Source organism: Burkholderia sp. HI2714 (genome assembly GCF_002223085.1).
Lineage (GTDB): Bacteria > Pseudomonadota > Gammaproteobacteria > Burkholderiales > Burkholderiaceae > Burkholderia > Burkholderia lata_D.
Genome location: NZ_NKFM01000021.1, coordinates 155,275 through 175,935, shown reverse-complemented (window position 1 = coordinate 175,935; position 20,661 = coordinate 155,275). Strand labels below are relative to the sequence as shown.

Here is a 20,661-nt window from a genome sequence, read left to right as displayed (position 1 = left end):
CATACTCAAAAACGCGTCGGCCCGCCTTCGTCGGGCGCGATGCGGTGCAGCAACGTCGCGCCCGTCAGGATTGCGTCAGCGGGCCGCGACGGCCACCCCCTGTTTCGGGCCGAGCGCGCGCAGCGTTTCCTTGATCGTCGACACGCGGATCGCGAGATCGGGCGAGCGCGTCTCGATGCGCAGCTTGTCCTGGCCCGCGAGCTTGATGTGCCGGTGCTTCTGCACCATCTCGATGATCCGCATCGGATCGATCGGCGGACTCGGCTCGAACTGCAGCCCGATCGCGACCTCGCTCGCATCGATCTTCACGATGCCGAGCGGCTTCGCGGCGATCCGCAGCCGGTGCGTCTCGACCAAGGCGTGCGCCTGCGGCGGCAGCTTGCCGAAGCGGTCGATCAGTTCTTCCTGGATGCCGTCGATCGCGTCGCCGTGCTCGCAGTTCGCGAGACGCTTGTACAGCGACAGCCGCTCCTGCACGTCCGCGCAGTAGTCGGCCGGCAGGATCGCCGGCGCATGCAGGTTGATTTCCGTCGTCGCGGCGAGCGGGGCGGTGAGGTCGGGCTCCTTGCCGTTCTTCAGCGCCTTCACCGCGTCGTTCAGCATGTCCGTATAGAGCTGGAAGCCGATCTCGTGGATTTCGCCGGACTGCTTGTCGCCGAGCACTTCGCCGGTGCCGCGGATCTCGAGGTCGTGCATCGCGAGATAGAAGCCCGAGCCGAGTTCCTCCATCTGCTGGATCGCTTCCAGCCGGCGCTGCGCCTGCTTGGTCAGCGCCTGCGGATCGTGGACCAGCAGGTACGCATACGCCTGGTGGTGCGAGCGGCCGACGCGGCCACGCAGCTGGTGAAGCTGCGCGAGGCCGAACTTGTCCGCGCGGTGCATGATGATCGTGTTCGCGCTCGGCACGTCGATGCCGGTCTCGATGATGGTCGTGCACAGCAGCACGTTCGCGCGCTGCGCGACGAAATCACGCATCACCCGTTCGAGTTCGCGTTCGTGCATCTGGCCGTGCGCGATCACGATGCGGGCTTCGGGCACGAGCGCCTCGAGCATCGCCTTGCGGTTCTCGATCGTCTCGACCTCGTTGTGCAGGAAGTACACCTGGCCGCCGCGCTTCAGTTCGCGCAGCATCGCCTCGCGGATCACGCTTTCCTCCTCGCGGCGCACGAAGGTCTTGATCGCGAGCCGCTTCTGCGGCGCGGTGGCAATGACCGAGAAATCGCGCAGCCCTTCGAGCGCCATCCCGAGCGTACGCGGGATCGGCGTCGCGGTGAGCGTCAGCACGTCGACTTCCGCGCGCAGCGCCTTCAGCGCTTCCTTCTGGCGCACGCCGAAGCGGTGTTCCTCGTCGATGATCACGAGACCGAGGCGCTTGAACTGCACGTCCGACGACAGCAGCTTGTGCGTGCCGATCACGATGTCGACGCTGCCTTCGTTGATCTGCGCGATCGCCGCGTTCACTTCCTTCGTGGTCTTGAAACGCGACAGCTCGACGATGCGCACCGGCCAGTCCGCGAAGCGATCGGCGAAGGTCTGCGTGTGCTGCTCGGCGAGCAGCGTGGTCGGCGACAGCAGCGCGACCTGCTTGCCGCCCAGCACCGCGATGAACGCGGCACGCAGCGCGACCTCGGTCTTGCCGAAGCCGACGTCGCCGCACACGAGGCGGTCCATCGGCTTGCCGCTCGTCATGTCGCCGATCACGGCCGCGATGGCGGCCGCCTGGTCGGGCGTTTCCTCGAAGCCGAAGCTTTCCGCGAACTTCACGTAGTCGCGCGGATCGAGCGAGAACGCATGGCCTTCGCGGGCCGCGCGGCGCGCGTACAGGTTCAGCAGTTCGGCGGCCGTATCGCGGATCTGCTGCGCGGCCTTGCGCTTCGCGCGCTCCCACTGGCCGGAGCCGAGCGCGTGCAGCGGCGCGCTGTCGGGATCGGCGCCGCTGTAGCGCGAGATCACGTGCAATTGCGCGACGGGCACGTAGAGCTTGCTGTCGCCCGAGTATTCGAGATGCAGGAATTCGGTCTCGCCTTCGCCGAGATCCATCGACACGAGGCCCATGTAGCGGCCGATGCCGTGCTGCGCGTGGACGACCGGGTCGCCCACCTTCAGCTCCGACAGGTCGCGCACCATCGCGTCGACGTTGCTGGCCTGTTCCTGCCGGCGGCGGCCCGCGCGGCGGCCGAGCGCGCCGTACAGCTCGGTTTCGGTGACGATCGCGTAGCCTTCTCCCGGCACCGCGAAGCCGTTCGAGAGCGGCGCGACGCCGAGCGCGAAGCGTGCGTCGCTCTCGAGCCAGCCGGCGAAGTGGTCGTTCGACGCGGGGCGCAGATGGTGTTCGGCGAGCAGCTGCAGGATCGTCTCGCGGCGGCCGGCCGATTCGACCGTCAGCAGCACGCGCTTGCCCGACGATTCGACGAACGTGCGCAGCGATGCGAGCGGATCGTCCGCATGGCGATCGACGGTGAGCTCGGGCAGCGCCGTCGCCCAGCCGCCGGCCGGCTGCGCGGGCAGCACGACGCGCGCGAACGGCTTCGCGAACGCGAAGAAATCCTCGTCGGACAGGAACAGGCGCTGCGGTTCGAGGATCGGCCGCTCGCGATCGTGCGCGAGGAACGCATGGCGCTGCTTCGTATCGGCCGTGAAGCGCCGGATCGACGCTTCGAGATCACCGGTGAACACGAGGTGCGCGTCCTGCGGCAGGTAGTGGAACAGCGTGGCGGTTTCGTCGAAGAACAGCGGCAGGTAGTACTCGATGCCGGCCGACGGCACGCCGTTGCCGATGTCCTTGTAGATCGGCGCACGGCTCGGGTCGCCTTCGAAGGTTTCGCGCCAGCGGCTGCGGAAGGCCGTGCGTGCGGCTTCGTCGAACGGGAACTCGCGGCCGGGCAGGAGGCGTACGTCGCGCACCGGGTAGAGGCTGCGCTGCGTGTCCGGGTCGAACGCGCGGATCGAGTCGACCTGGTCGTCGAACAGGTCGATCCGGTACGGCAGCGGCGAGCCCATCGGGTACAGGTCGATCAGCGAGCCGCGCACGCAGTATTCGCCGGGCCGCACGACCTGGCTCACGTGCTCGTAGCCGGCCAGCGTGAGCTGCGCCTTCAGCTTCGCCTCGTCGAGCCGCTCGCCCTGCGCGAAGGCGAACGTGTACGCGGCCATGAACGACGCGGGCGGCATCCGGTACAGCGCGGTGGTCGCGGGCACGAGCAGGATGTCGCAGCGGCCCTCGCCGAGGTCGTGCAGCGTCGCGAGACGCTCGGACACGAGATCCTGGTGCGGCGAGAACGTGTCGTACGGCAGCGTTTCCCAGTCCGGCAGCAGGCGCACGCGCGCGTCGGGCGAGAAGTAGCGGATTTCCTGCGAGAGCCGCTGCGCGTCGACCGCGTTCGCGCAGATCACCGCGAGGAGCGGCACGTCCTGGCGGTTGTCGGCGAGATAACGGGCGATGGCGAGCGCGTCGGCGGAGCCGTGCGCGCCGTCGAAGGCGAAGCGCTGGCCGGGCTTGACGCGGGCAACGGGCGAGGCGGACGGGGTGGAAGCGTTATCTGGCATAGGGACGACAGGGGTGGCGTGCACGGGCGCATCGCGGTGCGCCGGTCGAGACGAAAGACCTATTATAAAATCCGCTTCTCGATTTCATCTTTCCGGCGTTTCCTTTCGTGACTCCCCGACTTTTCGCCCTGATTCCCTGTGCCGGCACCGGCAGCCGTTCCGGCTCGGCCGTGCCGAAGCAATACCGCACGCTGGCCGGCCGCGCGCTGCTGCACTACACGCTTGCCGCGTTCGACGCGTGCAGCGAATTCGCGCAGACGCTCGTCGTCCTCGCGCCCGACGATTCCCACTTCGACGCGCGCCGCTTCGCGGGCCTGCGCTTCGCGGTGCGCCGCTGCGGCGGCGGCTCGCGCCAGGCGTCGGTGCTGAACGGGCTGCTCGAACTGGCCGAGTTCGGCGCGACCGACCACGACTGGGTGCTGGTGCACGACGCCGCGCGTCCGGGCATCACGCCGGAGCTGATTCGCACGCTCGTCGCGACGCTGAAGGACGATCCGGTCGGCGGCATCGTCGCGCTGCCGGTGGCCGATACGCTCAAGCGCGTGCCGGCCGGCGGCGACGCGATCGCGCGCACCGAGTCGCGCGACGCGCTGTGGCAGGCGCAGACGCCGCAGATGTTCCGCATCGGCATGCTGCGCGAGGCGATCCTGCAGGCGCAGCGCGAAGGGCACGACCTGACCGACGAAGCGAGCGCGATCGAATGGGCCGGCCATACGCCGCGCGTCGTGCAGGGCAGCCTGCGCAATTTCAAGGTCACGTACCCGGAAGATTTCGCGCTCGCGGAAGCGATCCTCGCGCGTTCCACGAACGCTTCCTGACTTTCACCCCCTCACAATCGGAATACGCATGGATTTCAGAATCGGACAAGGCTACGACGTGCACCAGCTCGTCGAGGGGCGCCCCCTCATCATCGGCGGCGTGACGATTCCGTACGAACGCGGCCTGCTCGGCCACTCGGACGCGGACGTGCTGCTGCACGCGATCACCGACGCGCTGTTCGGCGCGGCGGCGCTCGGCGACATCGGCCGCCACTTTTCCGACACGGACGCGGCGTTCAAGGGCGCCGACAGCCGCGTGCTGCTGCGCGAGTGCGCCGCACGCATCAAGGCGGCCGGTTTCACGATCCAGAACGTCGACAGCACCGTGATCGCCCAGGCGCCGAAGCTGGCGCCGCATATCGACGGGATGCGCGCGAACATCGCGGCCGATCTCGGGCTGCCGCTCGATCGCGTGAACGTGAAGGCGAAGACCAACGAGAAGCTCGGCTATCTCGGCCGCGGCGAGGGGATCGAGGCGCAGGCTGCCGCGCTGCTGGTGAAGCAGGGCGGCTGATGCCCGGCTGCGGCGGCGCGCGGTTCGCCCGCCGCGCCGCGCGGCGGAAATGAAAAATGCCACGCGGATGCGTGGCATTTTCGTTTGGCGCGGCGACCGGGCCGGCGCGACTGCCGGCCGGGTGGTGCAACCGCTTATTCGCCTTCTGCGGCGATCACTTGCGCGGCGGCGTTGATCACCGACGCGATACGGCCGACGTCGCGCAGCTGCGTGACGGTCATCCCTTGCTCGTTCTTCAGCAGTGCATAGTGCGACTTCACGCAGAAGTGGCACTTGCCGACGATCGACGCGGCGAGCGCGTACATCTCGAACTTGCGCTTGTCGACGCCACCGTGCGTCGCATACGCGCCCATCCGCAGCTCGGCGCGTTGCGTCTTCAGGTCGGCATCGTCGGCCATCTCGACATACGGATACCAGGTGTTGTTCATCCCCATCAGCGCGGCCGCCGTCAGCACGGCGTTCGTCTCTTCGGGCGACAGGACGCCGGCTTCGCGGATCGTCTTGATGAGCACCGTGCTCTTCGCCGCGATGGCCGCCGCCAGCGCGACACCGACCGCGTCGGTGCCTTCGAGCGACGAGCGCGAGATCGTGCCGTCGAGGTTCAGGCGAATGTCCTTCGCGTAGTCGGGAATACGTGCCTTAATCGAGTCGATGAATTCCATTGATATCTCCTATGGGTTGGCCGTTAAAAAAGCCCGCAGGCAGGACGTGCGCCGCGGGCTTCGTGCATCGATGCGCTTACAGCGTTGCGCCGCCGACTGCACGGTTGCACGGGCACAGTTCGTCCGTTTGCAGGCCGTCCAGAATCCGCAGGACTTCTTCCGGGCTGCGGCCGACGTTCAGGTTGTTCACCGAAACGTGCTGGATCGTGTTGTCCGGATCGACGATGAACGTTGCACGCAGGGCCACGCCGGCTTCCTTGTCGCGCACGCCGAGCTGGTCGATCAGCTCGCCCTTGACGTCGCCGAACGAGTAGTGGTTCAGCTTGTCGAGGTCCTTGTGCTCACGGCGCCATGCGAGCTTGACGAATTCGTTGTCCGAGCTGCCGCCGAGCAGGACGGCATCGCGTTCTTCGAACTGCTTCGTGAGCTTCGCGAATTCGACGATTTCCGTCGGGCACACGAACGTGAAATCCTTCGGATAGAAGTAGATGATCTTCCACTTGCCCGGGAACGACGCTTCGGTGACGGTCTCGAACGCCGACTGGCCGTTTTCCTCGTGATTGTTGAAGCCCGGCTTCGCGGCTACGACGGTGAAAGCTTCGAGTTTATCGCCCACGGTTTTCATGCGGATACTCCTGTATGAGTTGGGAAGAAGACTGAGTCAAGCTACCTCGGTGCTGCAACGATGATGTGACAGCATGGGTAAAACTATAACACTATTAGTTATTTACTTCAATAGATTTTGACTAACGATCCTCATAGCTTTTTTCAACCGGATCGATAGTGTGCAGCGCAAGAAGCGTGCGCGAGCGCGTCACGCAGTCGCACGCGCCTTGCCGGCGCCGGGGAATTCGAGCGTGACTTCGAGGCCTGCTTCCGGGTTGCGGTTGCGCAGGCGCAGCGCGCCGCGATAGCGGCCGACGAGGCGCAGCACGATCGCCATCCCGAGGCCCGTGCCGTCCGCCTTGGTGCGCGCGGTGTCGACGCGGTAGAACGGCCGCATCACGAGCGGCAGCTGATCCTCGGGGATGCCGGGGCCTTCGTCGCTCACCGACAGTTCGACGCGCGCGTGCGACACGCGTGTCTCGAGCGTGATGCGCGACACGCCGTCCTGCTTGCTCTGGCCATACTTGCGCGCGTTCTCGACGAGGTTGCCGATCACGCGGCGCATGTCGGTCTCGTCGGCTTCGATCACCGCGCTCGGCGCGAGCCGCGTGCGGATCTCGACGCCATCCTCGCCCGACACGCGGGCGGCGACTTCCTGCGCGATCGACGACAGGTCGACGGGCTCCGGCTTGCGTTGCGACGGGCGTGCGTAGTCGATGAAGGCCGCGATGATGCGGTCCATCTGCTCGATGTCGTCGACCATCGCATCCTTGGTCGCCTGGTCGGACGGGCTCATCTCGGTTTCGAGCCGCAGCCGCGCGAGCGGGGTGCGCAGGTCGTGCGAGATGCCCGCGAGCATCAGCGCACGATCGGCCTCGAGCTGCTCGAGGTCGCGCACCATCTGGTTGAAGCTGCGATTGGTCTCGGCCGCGACGCCCATCCCGCGCTCGGGCAGCAGCTCGGGTGTCTGGCCCGAGCCGATCTGCCGCGCGGCCAGCGCGAGCCGCGAGAACGGCCGGTTCACCAGGCTGGTGATGAACGCGGAGCCGAATAGCGACAACGCGAGCGCGAACAGCCCCCAGCCGGCCCACTGCAAGCCCGTGACGTTGTCGAGCTGGTCGCGGTCGAGCGCGACCCAGTAATCGTCGTCGTCGATCTTGAAGCTGATCCACACGCCGGGAATGTCGTTGACCGACTGCGCGATCACGGTATCGTCGCCGAGGCGGCTGCGGATGTCGTGTTCGATCAGGCGGTTCAGCGATTCGTCGGGCTGCAGCTTGAACTTGTCGGTCTTCTCGCGCGGGTAAACGCGCACGCCCTCGTTGCTCTCGAGATCCTGCAGCAGCGCGCGCCGCAAATCGGGATCGGAATAGAGCAGGGCGGTGCGCGTGAGCTTCACGACCGCGACGAGCTGGAGAGCCACGCGCTGCGCACGCGGCTCGCGCTCGATCACGCGAAAGCTCTGGAACCACGCGGCGAGACTGACCGAGATCAGCAGCGCGATCAGCAGGAAGGTGCGCCAGAACAGCCCGCCGAACGCGAGCTGAAGGAGGCGCCGGTCGATACGCATGGGACGGGCCGTGGGCGGGCGAAACCGGAAAGGAAAAAGGTCAGGCGGCGCCGTCCGGGATGAACACGTAGCCGAGGCCCCAGACGGTCTGGATGAAACGCGGGCTGCCCGGATCCGGTTCGATCAGCTTGCGCAGGCGCGAGATCTGCACGTCGAGGCTGCGGTCGAACACTTCGTATTCACGGCCGCGCGCGAGCTCCATCAGCTTCTCGCGCGACAGCGGCTGGCGCGGATGACGCGCGAACACCTTCAGCACCGAGAACTCGCCGGTGGTGAGCGGGATTTCCTGGCCGGACTTCGTCAGCGTGCGCGTCGCGAGGTTCAGCGAGAACTCGCCGAACTCGAACACCTCGGTGGTTTCCGACGGCGCGCCCGGCAGTTCGGCCGGCGCCTGGCGGCGCAGCACCGCATGAATGCGCGCAACGAGTTCGCGCGGGTTGAACGGCTTCGGCAGGTAATCGTCGGCGCCCATCTCGAGGCCGACGATGCGATCCACATCCTCGCCCTTTGCGGTGAGCATGATGATCGGCGTGCGGTCGTTGCTGCCGCGCAGGCGGCGGCAGATCGACAGGCCGTCTTCGCCCGGGAGCATCAGGTCGAGCACGAGCAGGTCGAAACGCTCGCGTACCCAGAGCTTGTTCATTGCGGTCGCGTTTTCCGCGACGTAGACATTGAAACCCTGCTCGCCGAGATAGCGGCGCAGCAGATCGCGCAGGCGCGGGTCGTCGTCGACGACGAGAATCTTGGAGGGGTTTTTCGTTTCCATGATCGGCATCTTATCGCGAATGGGAATTGGCGCACGGCCGTGTATTTTCGGGCGTTACAGTCGGTTACAAAATTTACCCGTAGTGTCGCGCCGAGTAAAGGCAGGCTATAGAGATTCCTTTACTCGAAGCCGAAATTCGGTAGATACTCCCCTGCACTCCATCATTCATCTTTGCACACCCGAATTCCGCAGGGTTTTTCAAGTACCAGAGGTAGCCGGTTGCCGCGTGACGAAGGGAACAAATCGACCAAAGAAGCGAGGACGGTCATGCGATCTGCCCGGATTGCACTGATGCTGACGATCGCGCTTGCCGGTCCGTATGCGTCGAACTTCGCGTATGCGCAGCGCCCCGAGCAGGGCGCATCGTCGCGCAAGCTGCCGCGCGGCAAAGCGCCGCAGTCCGATCGCACCGCCGAGATGACGGTCCGTTCCGCCGTGCCCCCCGATCTCGAACAGCGCCGCCGCGACGGGCACATGACGCCCGAGGAGCGCCACCTTTTGCGCCAGCACATCGAAGACGCCGTTCGCGAGCTGTACAAGCGCTGACACGCCGTCCTTCGCCCTGCGCGAAATACTTCGCGCGGAAAAGATTCGTAGCAATTTTTCCGTCAACTTTCGCCTGCCGATTGCCGTTGTACCGGCATCCGCACCGCCGGTGCGCTCCGGGAGTCCATGACGATGAAAGCGAACGCTGCCGCACCGGCGCCGTCGCCCGCCATGCAGTCGCCGCTCGACGCCGACGATGCATTGTTTTTCCTGAGTCGCACCGGTTTTTCTCCCGCGCCCGCCGATGTTGCGCGCGTCGTCGGCATGACGCGCGCGCAGGTCGTGGTCGACACGCTCGGCAACGTTCGCCGCGACCCCGTTACGAGCTGGCCCGACTGGATCGCCGAGTTGCCGCCGACGCGCGCGCAGCGTCAGGCGCTGACGCCCGACATGCGGCGCGACGAGCAGCGCGAGCGCAACGTTCGGTACGATGCGCTGCGCGCGGCGTGGGTCAACGAGATGATCGTCACGCCGTCGCCGCTCACCGAGCGCATGACGCTGTTCTGGCACGGGCATTTCACGTCGGGGCAGGACAAGGTGCCGTACCCGCAGACGATGGCGGCGCAGAACGCGCTGTTTCGCCGCGAGGCGCTCGGCAACTTCGGCGTGCTGCTGCATGCGGTCGCGAAGGATCCGGCGATGCTGCAGTACCTCGATGGCGCGAGCAATCGCAAGGGGCGTCCGAACGAGAATTTCGCGCGCGAGGTGATGGAGCTGTTCACGCTCGGCGAAGGGCATTACACGCAATACGACGTGACCGAAGCCGCGCGTGCGATGACGGGCTGGACGGTCGATCCCGATACGTATCGCTTCGAGGTTCGGCAGGATTGGCACGACGCCGGCGACAAGACGATCCTCGGCGAAACGGGGCCGTTCGATGGCGACGGCTTTCTCGACATCCTGCTGAAGCGGCCCGGTACCGCGCGTTTCATCGTCGCCAAGCTGTGGCGCGAGTTCGTGTCGGATACGCCCGATCCGGGCGCGCTCGATGCAGTGGCCGAGCGGTTTCGCTCGAGCGGCTATGACATTCGCACGGCGCTCGCCGCGCTGTGGTCGACCGACGCCTTCTGGGATCCTCGCAACCGCGGCGTGCTCGTCAAGTCGCCGGCGGAATTCGTCGTCGGATCGGTGCGACTGTTCGACGTGTCATACGGCGATCCACAGATGCTGGCGAACACCGTGCGCACGCTCGGGCAGAACCTGTTCTATCCGCCGAACGTGAAGGGCTGGCCGGGCGGCGCGCTGTGGATCAACAGCACCACGCTGCTCGCGCGCAAGCAGTTCGTCGAGCAACTGTTCCGCGCGACGGAGACGGCCGGCATGCACCCGCCGGCGCATGCGATGGTGCAGCCGCCGAATGCCCGCGCGCATGCGATGCCGGTGGTCGAGACGGCATCCGCTGCCGGCATGCACGGAACGCCTGCCAAGCCCGCGCGCGCCGGCCTGCGATTCGACCTCGAACGCTGGCTTGCGCAATATCGCGCGCGGCCGCAGGCGATCGCCGGTTTGTCGACCGAGCTTCAGCTGCAACATGCGGTGCTGCAGTTGTCGCCGGTCGCGGCGATCGACACGGATTCGACCGGCAGTGCGTATCTCGAGGCACTGCTGATGGATCCGGCCTACCAACTGAAATGATTCGAACGACGATGAAGCGGGGCGCCGGTGCGGCAAGGGTACCGGGCGGCGAACCAAAGGATGCGCGATGAACCGACGTGATTTTCTGACGCTGACGGGCGCCGCGGCCGCGGCCGGCGTGTCGATGTGGCAGGCCCCTGCGATGGCGGCTTCCGTGGCGCAGACGGGGCGCCCATCGGCGGCCGGGTACGCGAACGTGCTGATCCTCGTCGAGCTGAAGGGCGGCAACGACGGCCTCAACACGGTGGTGCCGTATGCGGACCCGCTGTATTACCAGTTCCGCCGCGGCATCGGCATCAAGCGCGAGCAGGTGCTGCAACTCGACGCGCACACGGGGCTGCATCCGTCGCTTGCGCCGTTGATGTCGCTATGGCGCGACGGGCAGGTCGCGGTCGTACAGGGCGTCGGCTATCCGCAGCCGAACCTGTCGCATTTCCGCTCGATCGAGATCTGGGATACCGCGTCGCGCTCGGATCAATATCTGCACGAAGGCTGGCTGACGCGCACGTTTGCGCAGGCGCCCGTGCCGCCCGGTTTCGCGGCCGACGGCGTCGTGCTCGGTAGCGCCGAGATGGGGCCGCTCTCGAACGGTGCGCGTGCGATCGCGCTCGTCAATCCCGCGCAGTTCATTCGTGCGGCCCGGCTTGCCGAGCCGTCGTCGCTGCGCGAACAGAACCCCGCGCTCGCACACATCATCGACGTCGAGAACGACATCGTGAAGGCGGCCGACCGGCTGCGTCCGCGCGGCGGGATGCGTGAATTCCGGACGGCCTTTCCGGCCGGCGCGTTCGGCACGTCGGTCAAGACCGCGATGCAGGTGCTGGCCGCGTGCGAAGCGTCCGGGCCGGGTGCGCAGGATGGTGTCGCGGTGCTGCGCCTGACGCTCAACGGCTTCGATACGCACCAGAACCAGCCGGGGCAGCAGGCTGCGCTGCTCAAGCAGTTCGCGGAAGGGATGAGCGCGATGCGCGGTGCGTTGATCGAACTCGGGCGCTGGAACCAGACGCTCGTGATGACGTATGCGGAATTCGGGCGGCGCGTGCGCGAGAACCAGAGCAACGGTACCGATCACGGCACGGCCGCGCCGCATTTCGTGATGGGCGGCCGCGTGGCCGGCGGGCTATACGGTGCGCCGCCGGCGCTCGGGCGGCTCGACGGCAACGGCAACCTGCCGGTCGCGGTCGATTTCCGCCAGCTCTACGCGACCGTGCTCGGGCCGTGGTGGGGGCTCGACGCGACCCGCGTGCTGCAGCAGCGCTTCGATACGCTGCCGTTGTTGAAGGCGTGAGGCGTGGGGATCAGCGGCGGCGCGCGGCGCGCCACGCGATCCAAAGCTTGCGGATCGGCGTCAGCGCGATGCGCTGATGCAGCACCTGGTAGCCGTCGCGCTCGATTTCGTCGAGCAGCGAGCCGGCCAGTGCGATCTGCGCGCGCAGCGTGCGCTGGGCGCGGCGTTCGGATGCCGGGATCGCCGCTTCGGCGGCCACGAGTGCTTCGCGCGCGCGGGCCGTCTGGAATTGCAGCAATTCGGTGAAGGCCGGGCTGTAGCGGCGGTTCAGCAGGTCGGCCGCGGTCACGTTGTAGCGCTGCAGTTCGTCGATCGGCAGGTAGATGCGGCCGTGGCGCGCATCGTTGCCGAGGTCCTGCACGAATTGCGCGAGCATCAGCGCGCGGCCGGCGTCCGCGGCCCACGGTTGTGGTTCCGCCGGGTTTGCCGAACTTGCGCGCGCGACCAGCGACGCGAAGGTGCCGCCGACCTGCGCGATATAACGCTGCAGGTTCGCGAAATCGAGGTAGCGCGCCTGTTCGAGGTCCATCCCGTAACCGTTGACGAGCGCACGCAACGCATCGGCCTCGGCGGCGATCGCCGGATGATGCTGCGCGAGCGCCTTCGTGACCGGGTGCGACGGCTGCCCGTCGGCCAGCGCCGCGAGTTCCTTGTGCCACCACGCGAGCTTCGTGTGTCCGACGGTCGGGTCGCTGGTTTCCTTGGCGGTTTCCTCGAGTTCGCGGCGCAGCGCGAACAGCGCAGTGAGGCGCGGCTGCGTGGCGTGCGGCGCCTGGCGCAGCGCGTAGTAGACGCTGGAGCCCGCAGGGGCGGCCTTTTGCTGACAGTAGTCGTCGAAGTTCACGGGCGGAATCGGGTGGGGGCGGGTTCGGGGGACGCGCGGCGGCGCGGTGCCGAAACGTCGAGCGCGGCATTCTAGCATCGCTGCACGACGGGTGCCGGCAGGGGCGAGACAACGCCGCACGGATCGGGTAGAATCTCGCGCTCGCCTGATCGGGCGTGCCGGATACAAGCCGGCGCGATGTCCCGGGCGCGTGGTCACGCATCTTTCGTGCCGCGTGGTCAGGCGACAGAAATGCGCGTGAGTGGCGAAATTGGTAGACGCACCAGGTTTAGGTCCTGACGCCCGCAAGGGTGTGCCGGTTCGAGTCCGGCCTCACGCACCAGAAGTCGAATGCGCCTCCGTGAGGGGCCGTTCACCGAAAAGCGCTGTCGGTCGATTGACCGCAGCGCTTTTTTGTTGATGCCGGTGCTTTTCCCGGCACGAGCGCCGGGGCAAGTGGTGCGCGAATATTCGTGCCGCGTGTAATATCGTGTTCGCTTTCCATATAAGAAACACAATTACGCCGAGGGCCATCGATGAAAAACACCGTCCGCATTTCGATTTCCGTACTGGCGCTGATACTCGCTGCGCCGGCATTTGCCACGACGCCCGCCGACAACATAGCCTGGAGCGCCAAGCCTGTGCAGCGGTTCGTCATGCCCCCGGAGTGTTACGCCTACTCGAATCGGCAGATTTCGAGCGATGAATCGCTGACGACGGAACGTGTGCTGATAGCGGCCGCCAGGTTCCTGACCGGCACTGGGCCCACCCTCGTCATCGGCGGGGCTCGGGGCACAGTCCCCGATCCGTGTGCGTCCTCCGGCCTGTAACCGACCCGCAAGCGAACCGCGGGAATTCCCGCCTCATCTGAAACAAGCCGGATACCAGCGCCGCGCGTCGCCCGACCCGCGGCGCTTCGTCATGCCAGCCGCGCTTATTCCCAGAAACTGCGGATCGCGACCGCCACGATCACCGGCACCGAGAACACCAGCGGGATCGCGAAATACTGTGCTTCGCGATCGACGACCCAGCTATAGATCACCCACGCCGCGCCGATTGCGAACGTGATGAGGCCGACCGTCACGGCGGCGATGTTCAGGACCAGCTTCGAAGGCTGGCGGCGCGTCTTGGCATCGTCATCGTTATCGCGCGGGGACGATTTCATCGGAAGAGTGCGGCTTCGGGCCGAAACGGGATAAAAGCACAGGAAACCCCATCCGCTCCGATCGCGCAAGAGGGCCGGCGGTGGCCGGCCCTCGTCGCGTCCGCCGGCGCGCTTTACAACCCGAACGACGTAGCCAGTTCGTCGAGCAATTCGCGCTGGAACGCAACGAACCGCTCGCCCGGCTGCTGCGCGATCGCGAGCTCGAGCATCGGATCGGCGACGTCGGTGCGAACACCCGCCAGTTCCTCGACGATCGCGAGCCCGCAGAACGGCACGTACGCCTCCGAATAGCCGCCTTCGTGAACGATCACGAGCCGCCCGCCGCAATGGCGTTGCGCAGCCTCCTTCACCGCACGCGTCATGAACCGGTAGCTGTCGGTATGCAACTGCATGCGCGCGAGCGGATCGACCGCGCTTGCGTCGAGGCCGCTCGCGACGATGATCAGCTCGGGCCGGAAGCGCTCCAGCGCCGGCAGCACGATTCGTTCGAACGCGTAGCGATACGCATCGTCGCCACTGCCCGCGAGCAGTGGCACGTTCAGGTTCGCGCCGATACCCGCGCCTTCGCCGCAATCGTCCGCGCCGCTGTAGCCGGGAGGGAAACAGCGATCCTGGTGCAGCGAGATCGTCAGCGTGTCCGGATCGTCGTAGTAGATCGACTGCGTGCCGTTGCCGTGATGCACGTCCCAATCGATCACCGCGACGCGCTCGATGCCATGTTTCGCGCGGGCGGCCTCGATCGCGATCGGGATGTTCGCGAGCAGGCAAAAGCCCATCGGGCGGTCGCGTAGACAATGATGGCCGGGCGGCCGTGACAGCGAGAAGGCGTTCCCCGCACGTTCGCCGAGGACCGTATCGACGGCCGCGATCGCGAGTCCGGCCGACAGCGCGGCGATCTCGTAGCTGCCCTTGCCGAATGGCGCGAGATCGCCGAGGTCGCCGCCGTTCGCATCGCTGAGTGCGCGGAACGCGTCGAGATAGTGCGCGGGATGGATGCGCAGCAGGTCGGCGGTCGCGGCCGGCTCGGCGCCGCGCAGGTCGAGCTGCGCGGCCAGGCCCGAGGCCTGCACGAGCGACAGGAAACGGCGCTTCGAATCGGGCGATTCCGCGTAGCCCGCGCTCGACGGCGGCTGGACCCAGCCGCCGACCGGGAAGAACAGCGCGTGCGTGCCGCCGGTATGCCAGAAAGTGCGTTCGTCGGTGAAGAAGGCAGTGCGATTCATGGATGTGCGTGACCTGTCACGGTTGGGTGGAAATGGAAGGGCGCGTGCGGCGATCGATGTGGCGCAGCGCGGCGAACGACACGATCGCGACGGCCGTCGCGATCGTGAACAGCGCGCGCATCGTGCCGCCGGCATCGAGCATCAGCCCGGCGAGCAGCGGGCCGGCCGCGAGACCCGCGCCGATCACGAAATTGAGCGTGGCCACGAGGCGGCCCGACGTGTCGATCTGCGCGACGGTCGCGAGGATGAACGGCAGGACGAACGTCCACGCGAACTTGAACGCGAAGATCGCCGCGCTGTAGCCGCCGGCATGCCGCATCACGGCGAGCGCGACGAGCGAGGCCGCCAGCAGCGCGTAACCGGCCGCGAGCATCGCGCGCCTCGGGAGCCGGCCGCCTGCGCACGACGCGAGCGCCGCACCGGCGATGCCCATCACGCTTGCGATCGCGAGTACGTTGCCGGTCGACTGCGGATCGAGTCCGGCTTCGGTCGCGGCGCGGCTTGCGAACGTCCACACGCTGCCGATCGCGAGATAGAACGTCAGCACCGCGCCGATCGCGAGCACGACGAAGCTTTGCGGTGTCCGCGCCGCAGCGTTGCGCGTGTGTTGTGCGGGCGTGGCTCGCGTGCCCAGCGAGGACGGAAAGCCGCGCGACAGCGGCGCCGCGAGCAGCGCGAGCGCGGCGAGTGCGACATACAGCGCGCGCAACCCGAACGCCGCGAACACGTGTGGCAGCACGAACAGGCCGATTGCCCCCGCAATCAACTGACCGACGACCCATAGGCCGTACACGCGGTCGCTGTTCTCGCTCGTCGCGGCGCTCGTCATGCAGAGCACCATCAGCGAGCCGCCGCCGAGCGCGGTGACGGCGCGCAGCGCGAGCAGCGCGACGAAGCTCGGCATCCACAGCGCGGTCAGCAGGTTGCCCGCGCCGAACAGCGCGATGGCGAATGCGGCGACGCGGCGCGCGTCGACCCGGCCGAGCCACAGGTACGACGGCACGGTCGCGAGGCTGAACGCACCGAGTTCGACGAAGAAGTAAGTGCCGATCTGCGACGCGGACAACCCGAGCTGTGTCGCGAGCTGGCCCGCGACGGCGGGTGCCACGAGCAGCAGCAGCGGTGTAATGGCCGCGAACACGACGAGCGCGACGAGCGTCGAGCGCGCGAAGGCCGATGCGCGGCCGTCGGGCGGGAGTGCGGCATCCGGTGAAAGGGTTTTCATGGCGGGATCTCGTGTGGGGAATCAGAACAGGTGGTACATGCCGACCATCGCGCCGAACTGCGATGCGCCGGCGAGCGGCGTCGGGTCGTATTCGTAGACGGTCTGCGAACTCTGGCCGCTGTTGCGTGCGTAGCCGAGGTTCACATAGGCGACGGTGCGTTTCGACAGTGCGTACGTGGTGCTCGCGATGAACAGCGTCGGGTGGCCGATCGCCGGCGTGTGCGAGTCGGTGTGATAGACACCCGCGTTCAGGCCGATCTCGCTCGACATCTGGTAGCGCGCACCGCCCCAGACGATCGTGCGCGCCGCGTCGAGGTCGCCGGTCAGGCGTTCGACGCCCGCATAAACGGTGAGCGGCAGTGTGGCGAACGCATAGCGCGCGGCGAGCGTGCCGAGTTCGCGGCGGCGCGCCGACGTGTCGTCGGCCGTGGAAACATCGCCATGTGCCTGATGCAGTACCGCGCTGACCGACAGGCCGTTGCTCGTGTACTGGCCGCCGAGTTCGAGCACGCGTCCGGCGCGTGTATTGCCGGCGACGCCGGACGTCGCGGCAAGCGCCTCCACGTCGAAGCCGGCGAACGTCGGCGACTGGTACTTGACCGAGTGGTCGATGAAGTTCGCGTTCATCGGCACGATGACGCCCTGGCCGCTGTACGACGCGTACCAGAGCGGGTCGTAGAACAACGTCTTGTCGAACAGCACGCTGAACTGCCGGCCGAGCGTGACGGTGCCGACGGGCCCCGCGATGCCGACGTACGCGCCGCGGAAGAATGCATAGCCGGGCACGGTCGCGGTGCCGTCGTTGAGGTTGAGGCCCTGTTCGAGCTTGAACAGCGCACGCCAGCCGCCGCCGAGATCCTCGTGACCTTTCAGCCCGATCTGCGAAGGCAGGATGCCGTAGTTCTGCAACTGCACGGCCGAGTGGCGCCCGTCGGCATGCGCCAGGTATTGCACGCCGGCGTCGAGCGCGCCGTACAGCGTGAGACTCGACTGCGCGTGCGCGGCAGCGCTGCACGCGGCAAGCGTCGCGACGGCCGCGGCCGTGCGGATGAAGCGGGGTTTCGTCACGTGGGGTTCTCCATACCGTCCTGCATCGGTTTGTCGTTGGTGTTGTCGCGACGCAGTGTCCGCAGCGGGAAAACCTTCGAACAGTCGTACAGATGAACGGTGTGGAAAACCCGTGGTGCGCGGCACGCAAGCGGCGAGTAGCCGTGGTGCGACGTGCTGCGGAGCAGCAACGTGCCGTGCACCGTTCAAATGGATGGGGCTGACGCCCGTTCCGGCACCGTGGCCCGTCAAAAAAGCCGATCGCTATAATCGGCCGGTGTCGTTGCGCACATCAGCAGCCCGATCGGGCAGGGGAGCGGAAGGTGAGGATCACGACGGATATCGGGCAGGATCTCGATGCGCTGCGCGACGTGCCGGCCGCCATCGTGCTCGACGACTTCGCCTGGCCGACGCTGCCGCCCCGGCGTGCCGATTTCGACGGCGTCACGTGCGGTGACGCATCGCAGCGCGAACTCGGGCTGATGCTGCTCGACCTGTACGCGGTTGCCGCCCGGTCCGGCATCGGCGAATTCGAATATCGGTTCTTTTCGCTGCTGCAGGCGCTCATCCCGTTCGACGCCGCATGGACGGGCGTCGCGACCCATGTGCCGACCGGCCCGGTGATGCACAACAGCTTCCTGTACCGTCTGCCGCACGCATTTTTCAGCGACTGGAAGCGCGTGCGCGATTGCGACCCGCTCGCGCACCGCACGCTGCGCGGCGCGCATGGCCATGCGGTGCGGTTGTCGGTCGTCGAACCGGGGCTCGATGCCCGGTTTCGCGACTGGTGCGTGAAGTACGGGCTCGCACAACTGATGTGCGTGTGCACGCTCGATCGCCGTTTCGGCCTGACGACGTTCATGTCGATCTACCGCCAGGGCTTGAATCGCCCGTTCAGCGACGACGATGCACGCCGTTTCGAGGAAGTGATTCCGCATCTCGCGGCGGCGCTGACGATCAATCGCGCCGCGCAGCTCACGCGCGAGCGCGGCGATGCGGTCGCGCCGGCGGCGCGTGCACTGTGCGACAACTTCGGTGTGCTTCACCATGCCGATCACGGTTTCGACGACGTGCTGCGCACCGAATGGCCGGCATGGGCCGGTGCCCGCGTGCCGGAGCCGCTCGTCGCGCATTTGCGGCGCCAGTCGGGCCAGCCGTTCGTCGGCGATGCGCTGCGAATCCAGTGCGTGCCGGTTGCGGGGCTGTTCCAGATCGAGGCGCGGCCGCGCTCGCTGCTCGACCGCCTGAGCCCGCGCGAGCTCGCGGCGATCCGCTATTACGGCGCCGGGCGCTCGCACAAGGAAGTTGCGCAACGGATGGCGATTTCGCCGACGACCGTGCGCCACTACCTGCGCTGCGCGTACCGCAAGCTCGGCATGCACGACAAGAGCCAGATCGCCGGCGTGCTCGGCGCAACGGGCGGCGCGGCCGACGACGAGCCGATGGAAGCCGGTGGCGAGTCGCGCTGAATTGCGCTGAGTCGCACGATCGCCGCGCGTTGCATGCAATCGCGTGAATGGTTGTTCCCGCAACCATTGGGCGTTATGCTCGTCAGCTTCCAGGAGACGGAATTCCATCATGAACGACACGAATTCAGGGTCGGTGCGCGCGGCAGTGGTCGGGGTCGGCGCGATCGGCGGGTTGCTCGCGGCCGCGCTGTCGCGGGCCGGCATGACCGTGAGCGCATATGCGCGCGGCGCGACGCTCGACGCGCTGAATGCGCACGGCGTGCGTGTGATCGACGAGGCGGGCGAGACATCGTCGGTTCCGGTGCGAGCGAGCGACGATGCGGCCGCGCTCGGCGTGCAGGACTACGTGGTGATCGCGCTGAAGGCGCAGGTGCTGCCGGCGTTGGCCGCGCGCATTGCGCCGCTGGTCGGGCCGGACACCGTGATCGTCGCGGCGATGAACGGGCTGCCGTGGTGGTTCACGCACGGGCTCGAAGGGGCGCTCGACGGCGTGTCGCTCGATGCGGTCGATCCGGCCGGCGCGGTGTCGACGGCGTTGCCGCCGGCGCAGGCGATCGGTTGTGTCGTGCACCTGTCGTCGAGTACCGACGCGCCGGGCGTCGTGCGTCGCGGGCGCGGCAACCGGCTGATCGTCGGTGCGCCTGATCCGCGGCTCGACGTCGCCACAGCCCGCTTCGCCGCGGCGCTCGCGGCCGGCGGTTTCGACGTCGAGTCGACGCCCGCGATCCGGACCGAGATCTGGACGAAGCTGTGGGGAAACATGAACATGAATCCGCTGAGCGCGCTGACGGGGTCGACGGCCGAGCAACTGCTCGACGATCCGTTCACGCAGGATCTCGCGTTGCGGATGATGGAGGAGGCGGCCGCGATCGGCGCGAGGCTCGGCCTGTCGACGGGGATGAGCGGACCCGAGCGGATCGCGGTCACGCGCAAGCTCGGCGCGTTCAAGACGTCGATGCTGCAGGATTTCGAAGCGGGGCGCGCGCTCGAGATCGGGCCGATTCTCGGCGTGTTCCCTGAACTCGGACGCAAGCTCGGCGTGTCGACCCCGTACTGCGACGCGGTACTCGGGCTGCTGCGCCAGCGTGCAGCGAACAGCGGGCTGTAGCGCGGGCGGGGCCGCTGCATGCGCGACGCCGGCGAGGCGGAGCGCCGTAGTCCGTTTGCAACGCGACGTGCCGCATGACGCAAAACGGGCCGCCCGCGTCGCCGGTGAGGCGACCGGGGCGGCCCGTCAAATTCGTCGGATCAATACCGGGTGCGCCATGCCCTGTGTTGCGGCGGCTCAGTCGTCCCGCTCGGTCGCGTGCGCGACGACCTTGTCGAGCAGCCGTTCGAACGTCTGGCGTTCGCTGTCGGACAGGCACGCGAGCAAGCCGTCGTTCCACTTGCGCACGATCGGCATGATCTTGCGATGCAGTGCGCGGCCGTCGGCGGTCAGCGCGATCAGCACGATCCGGCCATCCTCCTCGCTTGCGCTGCGTTCGAGCAGCCCCTGGCGCAGCAGCGCCTCGGCTGCCCGGCTCGCCTGGCTCTTGTCGAGATTGGTGTGGCGCGCGAGATCCATGATCGAGAACGGGCCGAAGGCGCCGACGGCGGCGATCACGCGCGCCTCGGGCAGCGAGATGTCGAGCTTGTGCCGGTACACCTCGCCGATCCCGCGGTCGGATCGCTTCGTGAGCGCGTGGAGGCGATAGGTCAGAAACTGATCGAGCCCGGCTTGACGGCCTTTCATGTCGAATCCTGAAGAAAAAGGGC

Annotated in this window: 19 protein-coding genes and 1 tRNA gene; 9 read left to right on the top strand and 11 right to left on the bottom strand. The window is 67.3% G+C overall.

Going from position 1 to position 20,661, the window contains the following annotated elements:
- Positions 1-75 precede the first annotated feature (75 nt).
- Positions 76-3,546, bottom strand: coding sequence for a transcription-repair coupling factor (gene mfd, locus CFB82_RS10930; RefSeq protein WP_089484129.1), 3,471 nt, complete (start codon positions 3,544-3,546; stop codon positions 76-78).
- A 107-nt stretch (positions 3,547-3,653) separates the two neighbouring features.
- On the opposite strand from mfd, the gene ispD reads away from it, so the two are divergent.
- Together ispD and ispF are read left to right on the top strand one after the other, a co-directional pair.
- The gene (gene ispD, locus CFB82_RS10925) at positions 3,654-4,364 is read left to right on the top strand and encodes a 2-C-methyl-D-erythritol 4-phosphate cytidylyltransferase (protein ID WP_089484128.1); all 711 of its coding nucleotides are present in this window, start codon (positions 3,654-3,656) and stop codon (positions 4,362-4,364) included.
- A gap of 28 nt (positions 4,365-4,392) precedes the next feature.
- Complete coding sequence (ispF, locus tag CFB82_RS10920; RefSeq protein ID WP_021160386.1) at positions 4,393-4,878, top strand: 2-C-methyl-D-erythritol 2,4-cyclodiphosphate synthase; 486 nt, start codon at positions 4,393-4,395, stop codon at positions 4,876-4,878.
- Positions 4,879-5,012: 134 nt separating this feature from the next.
- Here the strand turns inward: ispF and CFB82_RS10915 are convergent, their stop codons facing one another.
- The 4 genes from CFB82_RS10915 to ompR all read right to left on the bottom strand — a co-directional run bounded on the left by CFB82_RS10915 (position 5,013) and on the right by ompR (position 8,491).
- Positions 5,013-5,540: a carboxymuconolactone decarboxylase family protein gene (locus tag CFB82_RS10915; protein WP_011352388.1), complete on the bottom strand. Its 528-nt coding sequence runs from the start codon at positions 5,538-5,540 to the stop codon at positions 5,013-5,015.
- A 76-nt stretch (positions 5,541-5,616) separates the two neighbouring features.
- The gene (locus tag CFB82_RS10910; RefSeq protein ID WP_006478563.1) at positions 5,617-6,165 is read right to left on the bottom strand and encodes a peroxiredoxin; all 549 of its coding nucleotides are present in this window, start codon (positions 6,163-6,165) and stop codon (positions 5,617-5,619) included.
- Positions 6,166-6,354: 189 nt separating this feature from the next.
- A complete protein-coding gene (locus CFB82_RS10905; RefSeq protein WP_069248226.1) occupies positions 6,355-7,716 on the bottom strand; it encodes an ATP-binding protein in 1,362 nt (453 codons plus the stop codon).
- Positions 7,717-7,756: 40 nt separating this feature from the next.
- On the bottom strand, positions 7,757-8,491 hold the full coding sequence (ompR, locus tag CFB82_RS10900) for an osmolarity response regulator transcription factor OmpR (RefSeq protein ID WP_006478565.1): 735 nt from the start codon (positions 8,489-8,491) through the stop codon (positions 7,757-7,759).
- 258 nt (positions 8,492-8,749) lie between these two features.
- Between ompR and CFB82_RS10890 the strand changes: the two genes are divergently transcribed.
- From CFB82_RS10890 to CFB82_RS10880, 3 genes are all read left to right on the top strand, one after another.
- Complete coding sequence (locus CFB82_RS10890; RefSeq protein ID WP_011352385.1) at positions 8,750-9,028, top strand: hypothetical protein; 279 nt, start codon at positions 8,750-8,752, stop codon at positions 9,026-9,028.
- Between the two features lie 132 nt (positions 9,029-9,160).
- Positions 9,161-10,663 carry a DUF1800 domain-containing protein gene (locus CFB82_RS10885; RefSeq protein ID WP_089484191.1) on the top strand — a complete coding sequence of 501 codons (1,503 nt, stop codon included), beginning with the start codon at positions 9,161-9,163 and terminating at the stop codon, positions 10,661-10,663.
- Between the two features lie 67 nt (positions 10,664-10,730).
- Positions 10,731-11,951, top strand: coding sequence for a DUF1501 domain-containing protein (locus CFB82_RS10880; RefSeq protein WP_089484127.1), 1,221 nt, complete (start codon positions 10,731-10,733; stop codon positions 11,949-11,951).
- Positions 11,952-11,961: 10 nt separating this feature from the next.
- Here the strand turns inward: CFB82_RS10880 and hpnD are convergent, their stop codons facing one another.
- On the bottom strand, positions 11,962-12,795 hold the full coding sequence (gene hpnD / locus CFB82_RS10875) for a presqualene diphosphate synthase HpnD (RefSeq protein WP_089484126.1): 834 nt from the start codon (positions 12,793-12,795) through the stop codon (positions 11,962-11,964).
- A gap of 235 nt (positions 12,796-13,030) precedes the next feature.
- Between hpnD and CFB82_RS10870 the strand changes: the two genes are divergently transcribed.
- Both CFB82_RS10870 and CFB82_RS10865 read left to right on the top strand, forming a co-directional pair.
- Positions 13,031-13,117 (top strand) — tRNA-Leu (locus CFB82_RS10870).
- Between the two features lie 193 nt (positions 13,118-13,310).
- Positions 13,311-13,604 carry a hypothetical protein gene (locus CFB82_RS10865; RefSeq protein WP_089484125.1) on the top strand — a complete coding sequence of 98 codons (294 nt, stop codon included), beginning with the start codon at positions 13,311-13,313 and terminating at the stop codon, positions 13,602-13,604.
- 104 nt (positions 13,605-13,708) lie between these two features.
- Here CFB82_RS10865 and CFB82_RS10860 read toward each other — a convergent pair whose 3' ends face one another.
- From CFB82_RS10860 to CFB82_RS10845, 4 genes are all read right to left on the bottom strand, one after another.
- On the bottom strand, positions 13,709-13,939 hold the full coding sequence (locus CFB82_RS10860; protein ID WP_089484124.1) for a hypothetical protein: 231 nt from the start codon (positions 13,937-13,939) through the stop codon (positions 13,709-13,711).
- A gap of 113 nt (positions 13,940-14,052) precedes the next feature.
- Complete coding sequence (locus tag CFB82_RS10855; RefSeq protein ID WP_089484123.1) at positions 14,053-15,162, bottom strand: class II histone deacetylase; 1,110 nt, start codon at positions 15,160-15,162, stop codon at positions 14,053-14,055.
- Positions 15,163-15,178: 16 nt separating this feature from the next.
- Positions 15,179-16,387: an MFS transporter gene (locus tag CFB82_RS10850; RefSeq protein WP_089484122.1), complete on the bottom strand. Its 1,209-nt coding sequence runs from the start codon at positions 16,385-16,387 to the stop codon at positions 15,179-15,181.
- 21 nt (positions 16,388-16,408) lie between these two features.
- On the bottom strand, positions 16,409-17,455 hold the full coding sequence (locus CFB82_RS10845) for a porin (RefSeq protein ID WP_089484121.1): 1,047 nt from the start codon (positions 17,453-17,455) through the stop codon (positions 16,409-16,411).
- Between the two features lie 302 nt (positions 17,456-17,757).
- Between CFB82_RS10845 and CFB82_RS10835 the strand changes: the two genes are divergently transcribed.
- Both CFB82_RS10835 and CFB82_RS10830 read left to right on the top strand, forming a co-directional pair.
- Positions 17,758-18,903, top strand: a complete 1,146-nt coding sequence (locus CFB82_RS10835; RefSeq protein WP_089484119.1) for a helix-turn-helix transcriptional regulator — start codon at positions 17,758-17,760, stop codon at positions 18,901-18,903.
- A 109-nt stretch (positions 18,904-19,012) separates the two neighbouring features.
- Positions 19,013-20,011, top strand: a complete 999-nt coding sequence (locus CFB82_RS10830) for a 2-dehydropantoate 2-reductase (protein WP_089484118.1) — start codon at positions 19,013-19,015, stop codon at positions 20,009-20,011.
- Positions 20,012-20,188: 177 nt separating this feature from the next.
- Here CFB82_RS10830 and CFB82_RS10825 read toward each other — a convergent pair whose 3' ends face one another.
- Complete coding sequence (locus tag CFB82_RS10825) at positions 20,189-20,638, bottom strand: MarR family winged helix-turn-helix transcriptional regulator (RefSeq protein ID WP_039367176.1); 450 nt, start codon at positions 20,636-20,638, stop codon at positions 20,189-20,191.
- Positions 20,639-20,661: the final 23 nt, after the last annotated feature.

What these genes read in the sequence shown, in the direction of transcription:
- CFB82_RS10910 (WP_006478563.1), bottom strand. Translation starts at nt 6,165, where the DNA reads ATGAAAACCGTGGGCGATAAACTCGAAGCTTTCACCGTCGTAGCCGCG.
- CFB82_RS10830 (WP_089484118.1), top strand. Translation starts at nt 19,013, where the DNA reads ATGAACGACACGAATTCAGGGTCGGTGCGCGCGGCAGTGGTCGGGGTC.
- CFB82_RS10880 (WP_089484127.1), top strand. Translation starts at nt 10,731, where the DNA reads ATGAACCGACGTGATTTTCTGACGCTGACGGGCGCCGCGGCCGCGGCC.
- mfd (WP_089484129.1), bottom strand. Translation starts at nt 3,546, where the DNA reads ATGCCAGATAACGCTTCCACCCCGTCCGCCTCGCCCGTTGCCCGCGTC.
- CFB82_RS10890 (WP_011352385.1), top strand. Translation starts at nt 8,750, where the DNA reads ATGCGATCTGCCCGGATTGCACTGATGCTGACGATCGCGCTTGCCGGT.
- CFB82_RS10855 (WP_089484123.1), bottom strand. Translation starts at nt 15,162, where the DNA reads ATGAATCGCACTGCCTTCTTCACCGACGAACGCACTTTCTGGCATACC.
- CFB82_RS10865 (WP_089484125.1), top strand. Translation starts at nt 13,311, where the DNA reads ATGAAAAACACCGTCCGCATTTCGATTTCCGTACTGGCGCTGATACTC.
- CFB82_RS10860 (WP_089484124.1), bottom strand. Translation starts at nt 13,939, where the DNA reads ATGAAATCGTCCCCGCGCGATAACGATGACGATGCCAAGACGCGCCGC.
- ispF (WP_021160386.1), top strand. Translation starts at nt 4,393, where the DNA reads ATGGATTTCAGAATCGGACAAGGCTACGACGTGCACCAGCTCGTCGAG.
- CFB82_RS10850 (WP_089484122.1), bottom strand. Translation starts at nt 16,387, where the DNA reads ATGAAAACCCTTTCACCGGATGCCGCACTCCCGCCCGACGGCCGCGCA.
- CFB82_RS10915 (WP_011352388.1), bottom strand. Translation starts at nt 5,540, where the DNA reads ATGGAATTCATCGACTCGATTAAGGCACGTATTCCCGACTACGCGAAG.
- CFB82_RS10905 (WP_069248226.1), bottom strand. Translation starts at nt 7,716, where the DNA reads ATGCGTATCGACCGGCGCCTCCTTCAGCTCGCGTTCGGCGGGCTGTTC.
- CFB82_RS10825 (WP_039367176.1), bottom strand. Translation starts at nt 20,638, where the DNA reads ATGAAAGGCCGTCAAGCCGGGCTCGATCAGTTTCTGACCTATCGCCTC.
- ompR (WP_006478565.1), bottom strand. Translation starts at nt 8,491, where the DNA reads ATGCCGATCATGGAAACGAAAAACCCCTCCAAGATTCTCGTCGTCGAC.
- CFB82_RS10885 (WP_089484191.1), top strand. Translation starts at nt 9,161, where the DNA reads ATGAAAGCGAACGCTGCCGCACCGGCGCCGTCGCCCGCCATGCAGTCG.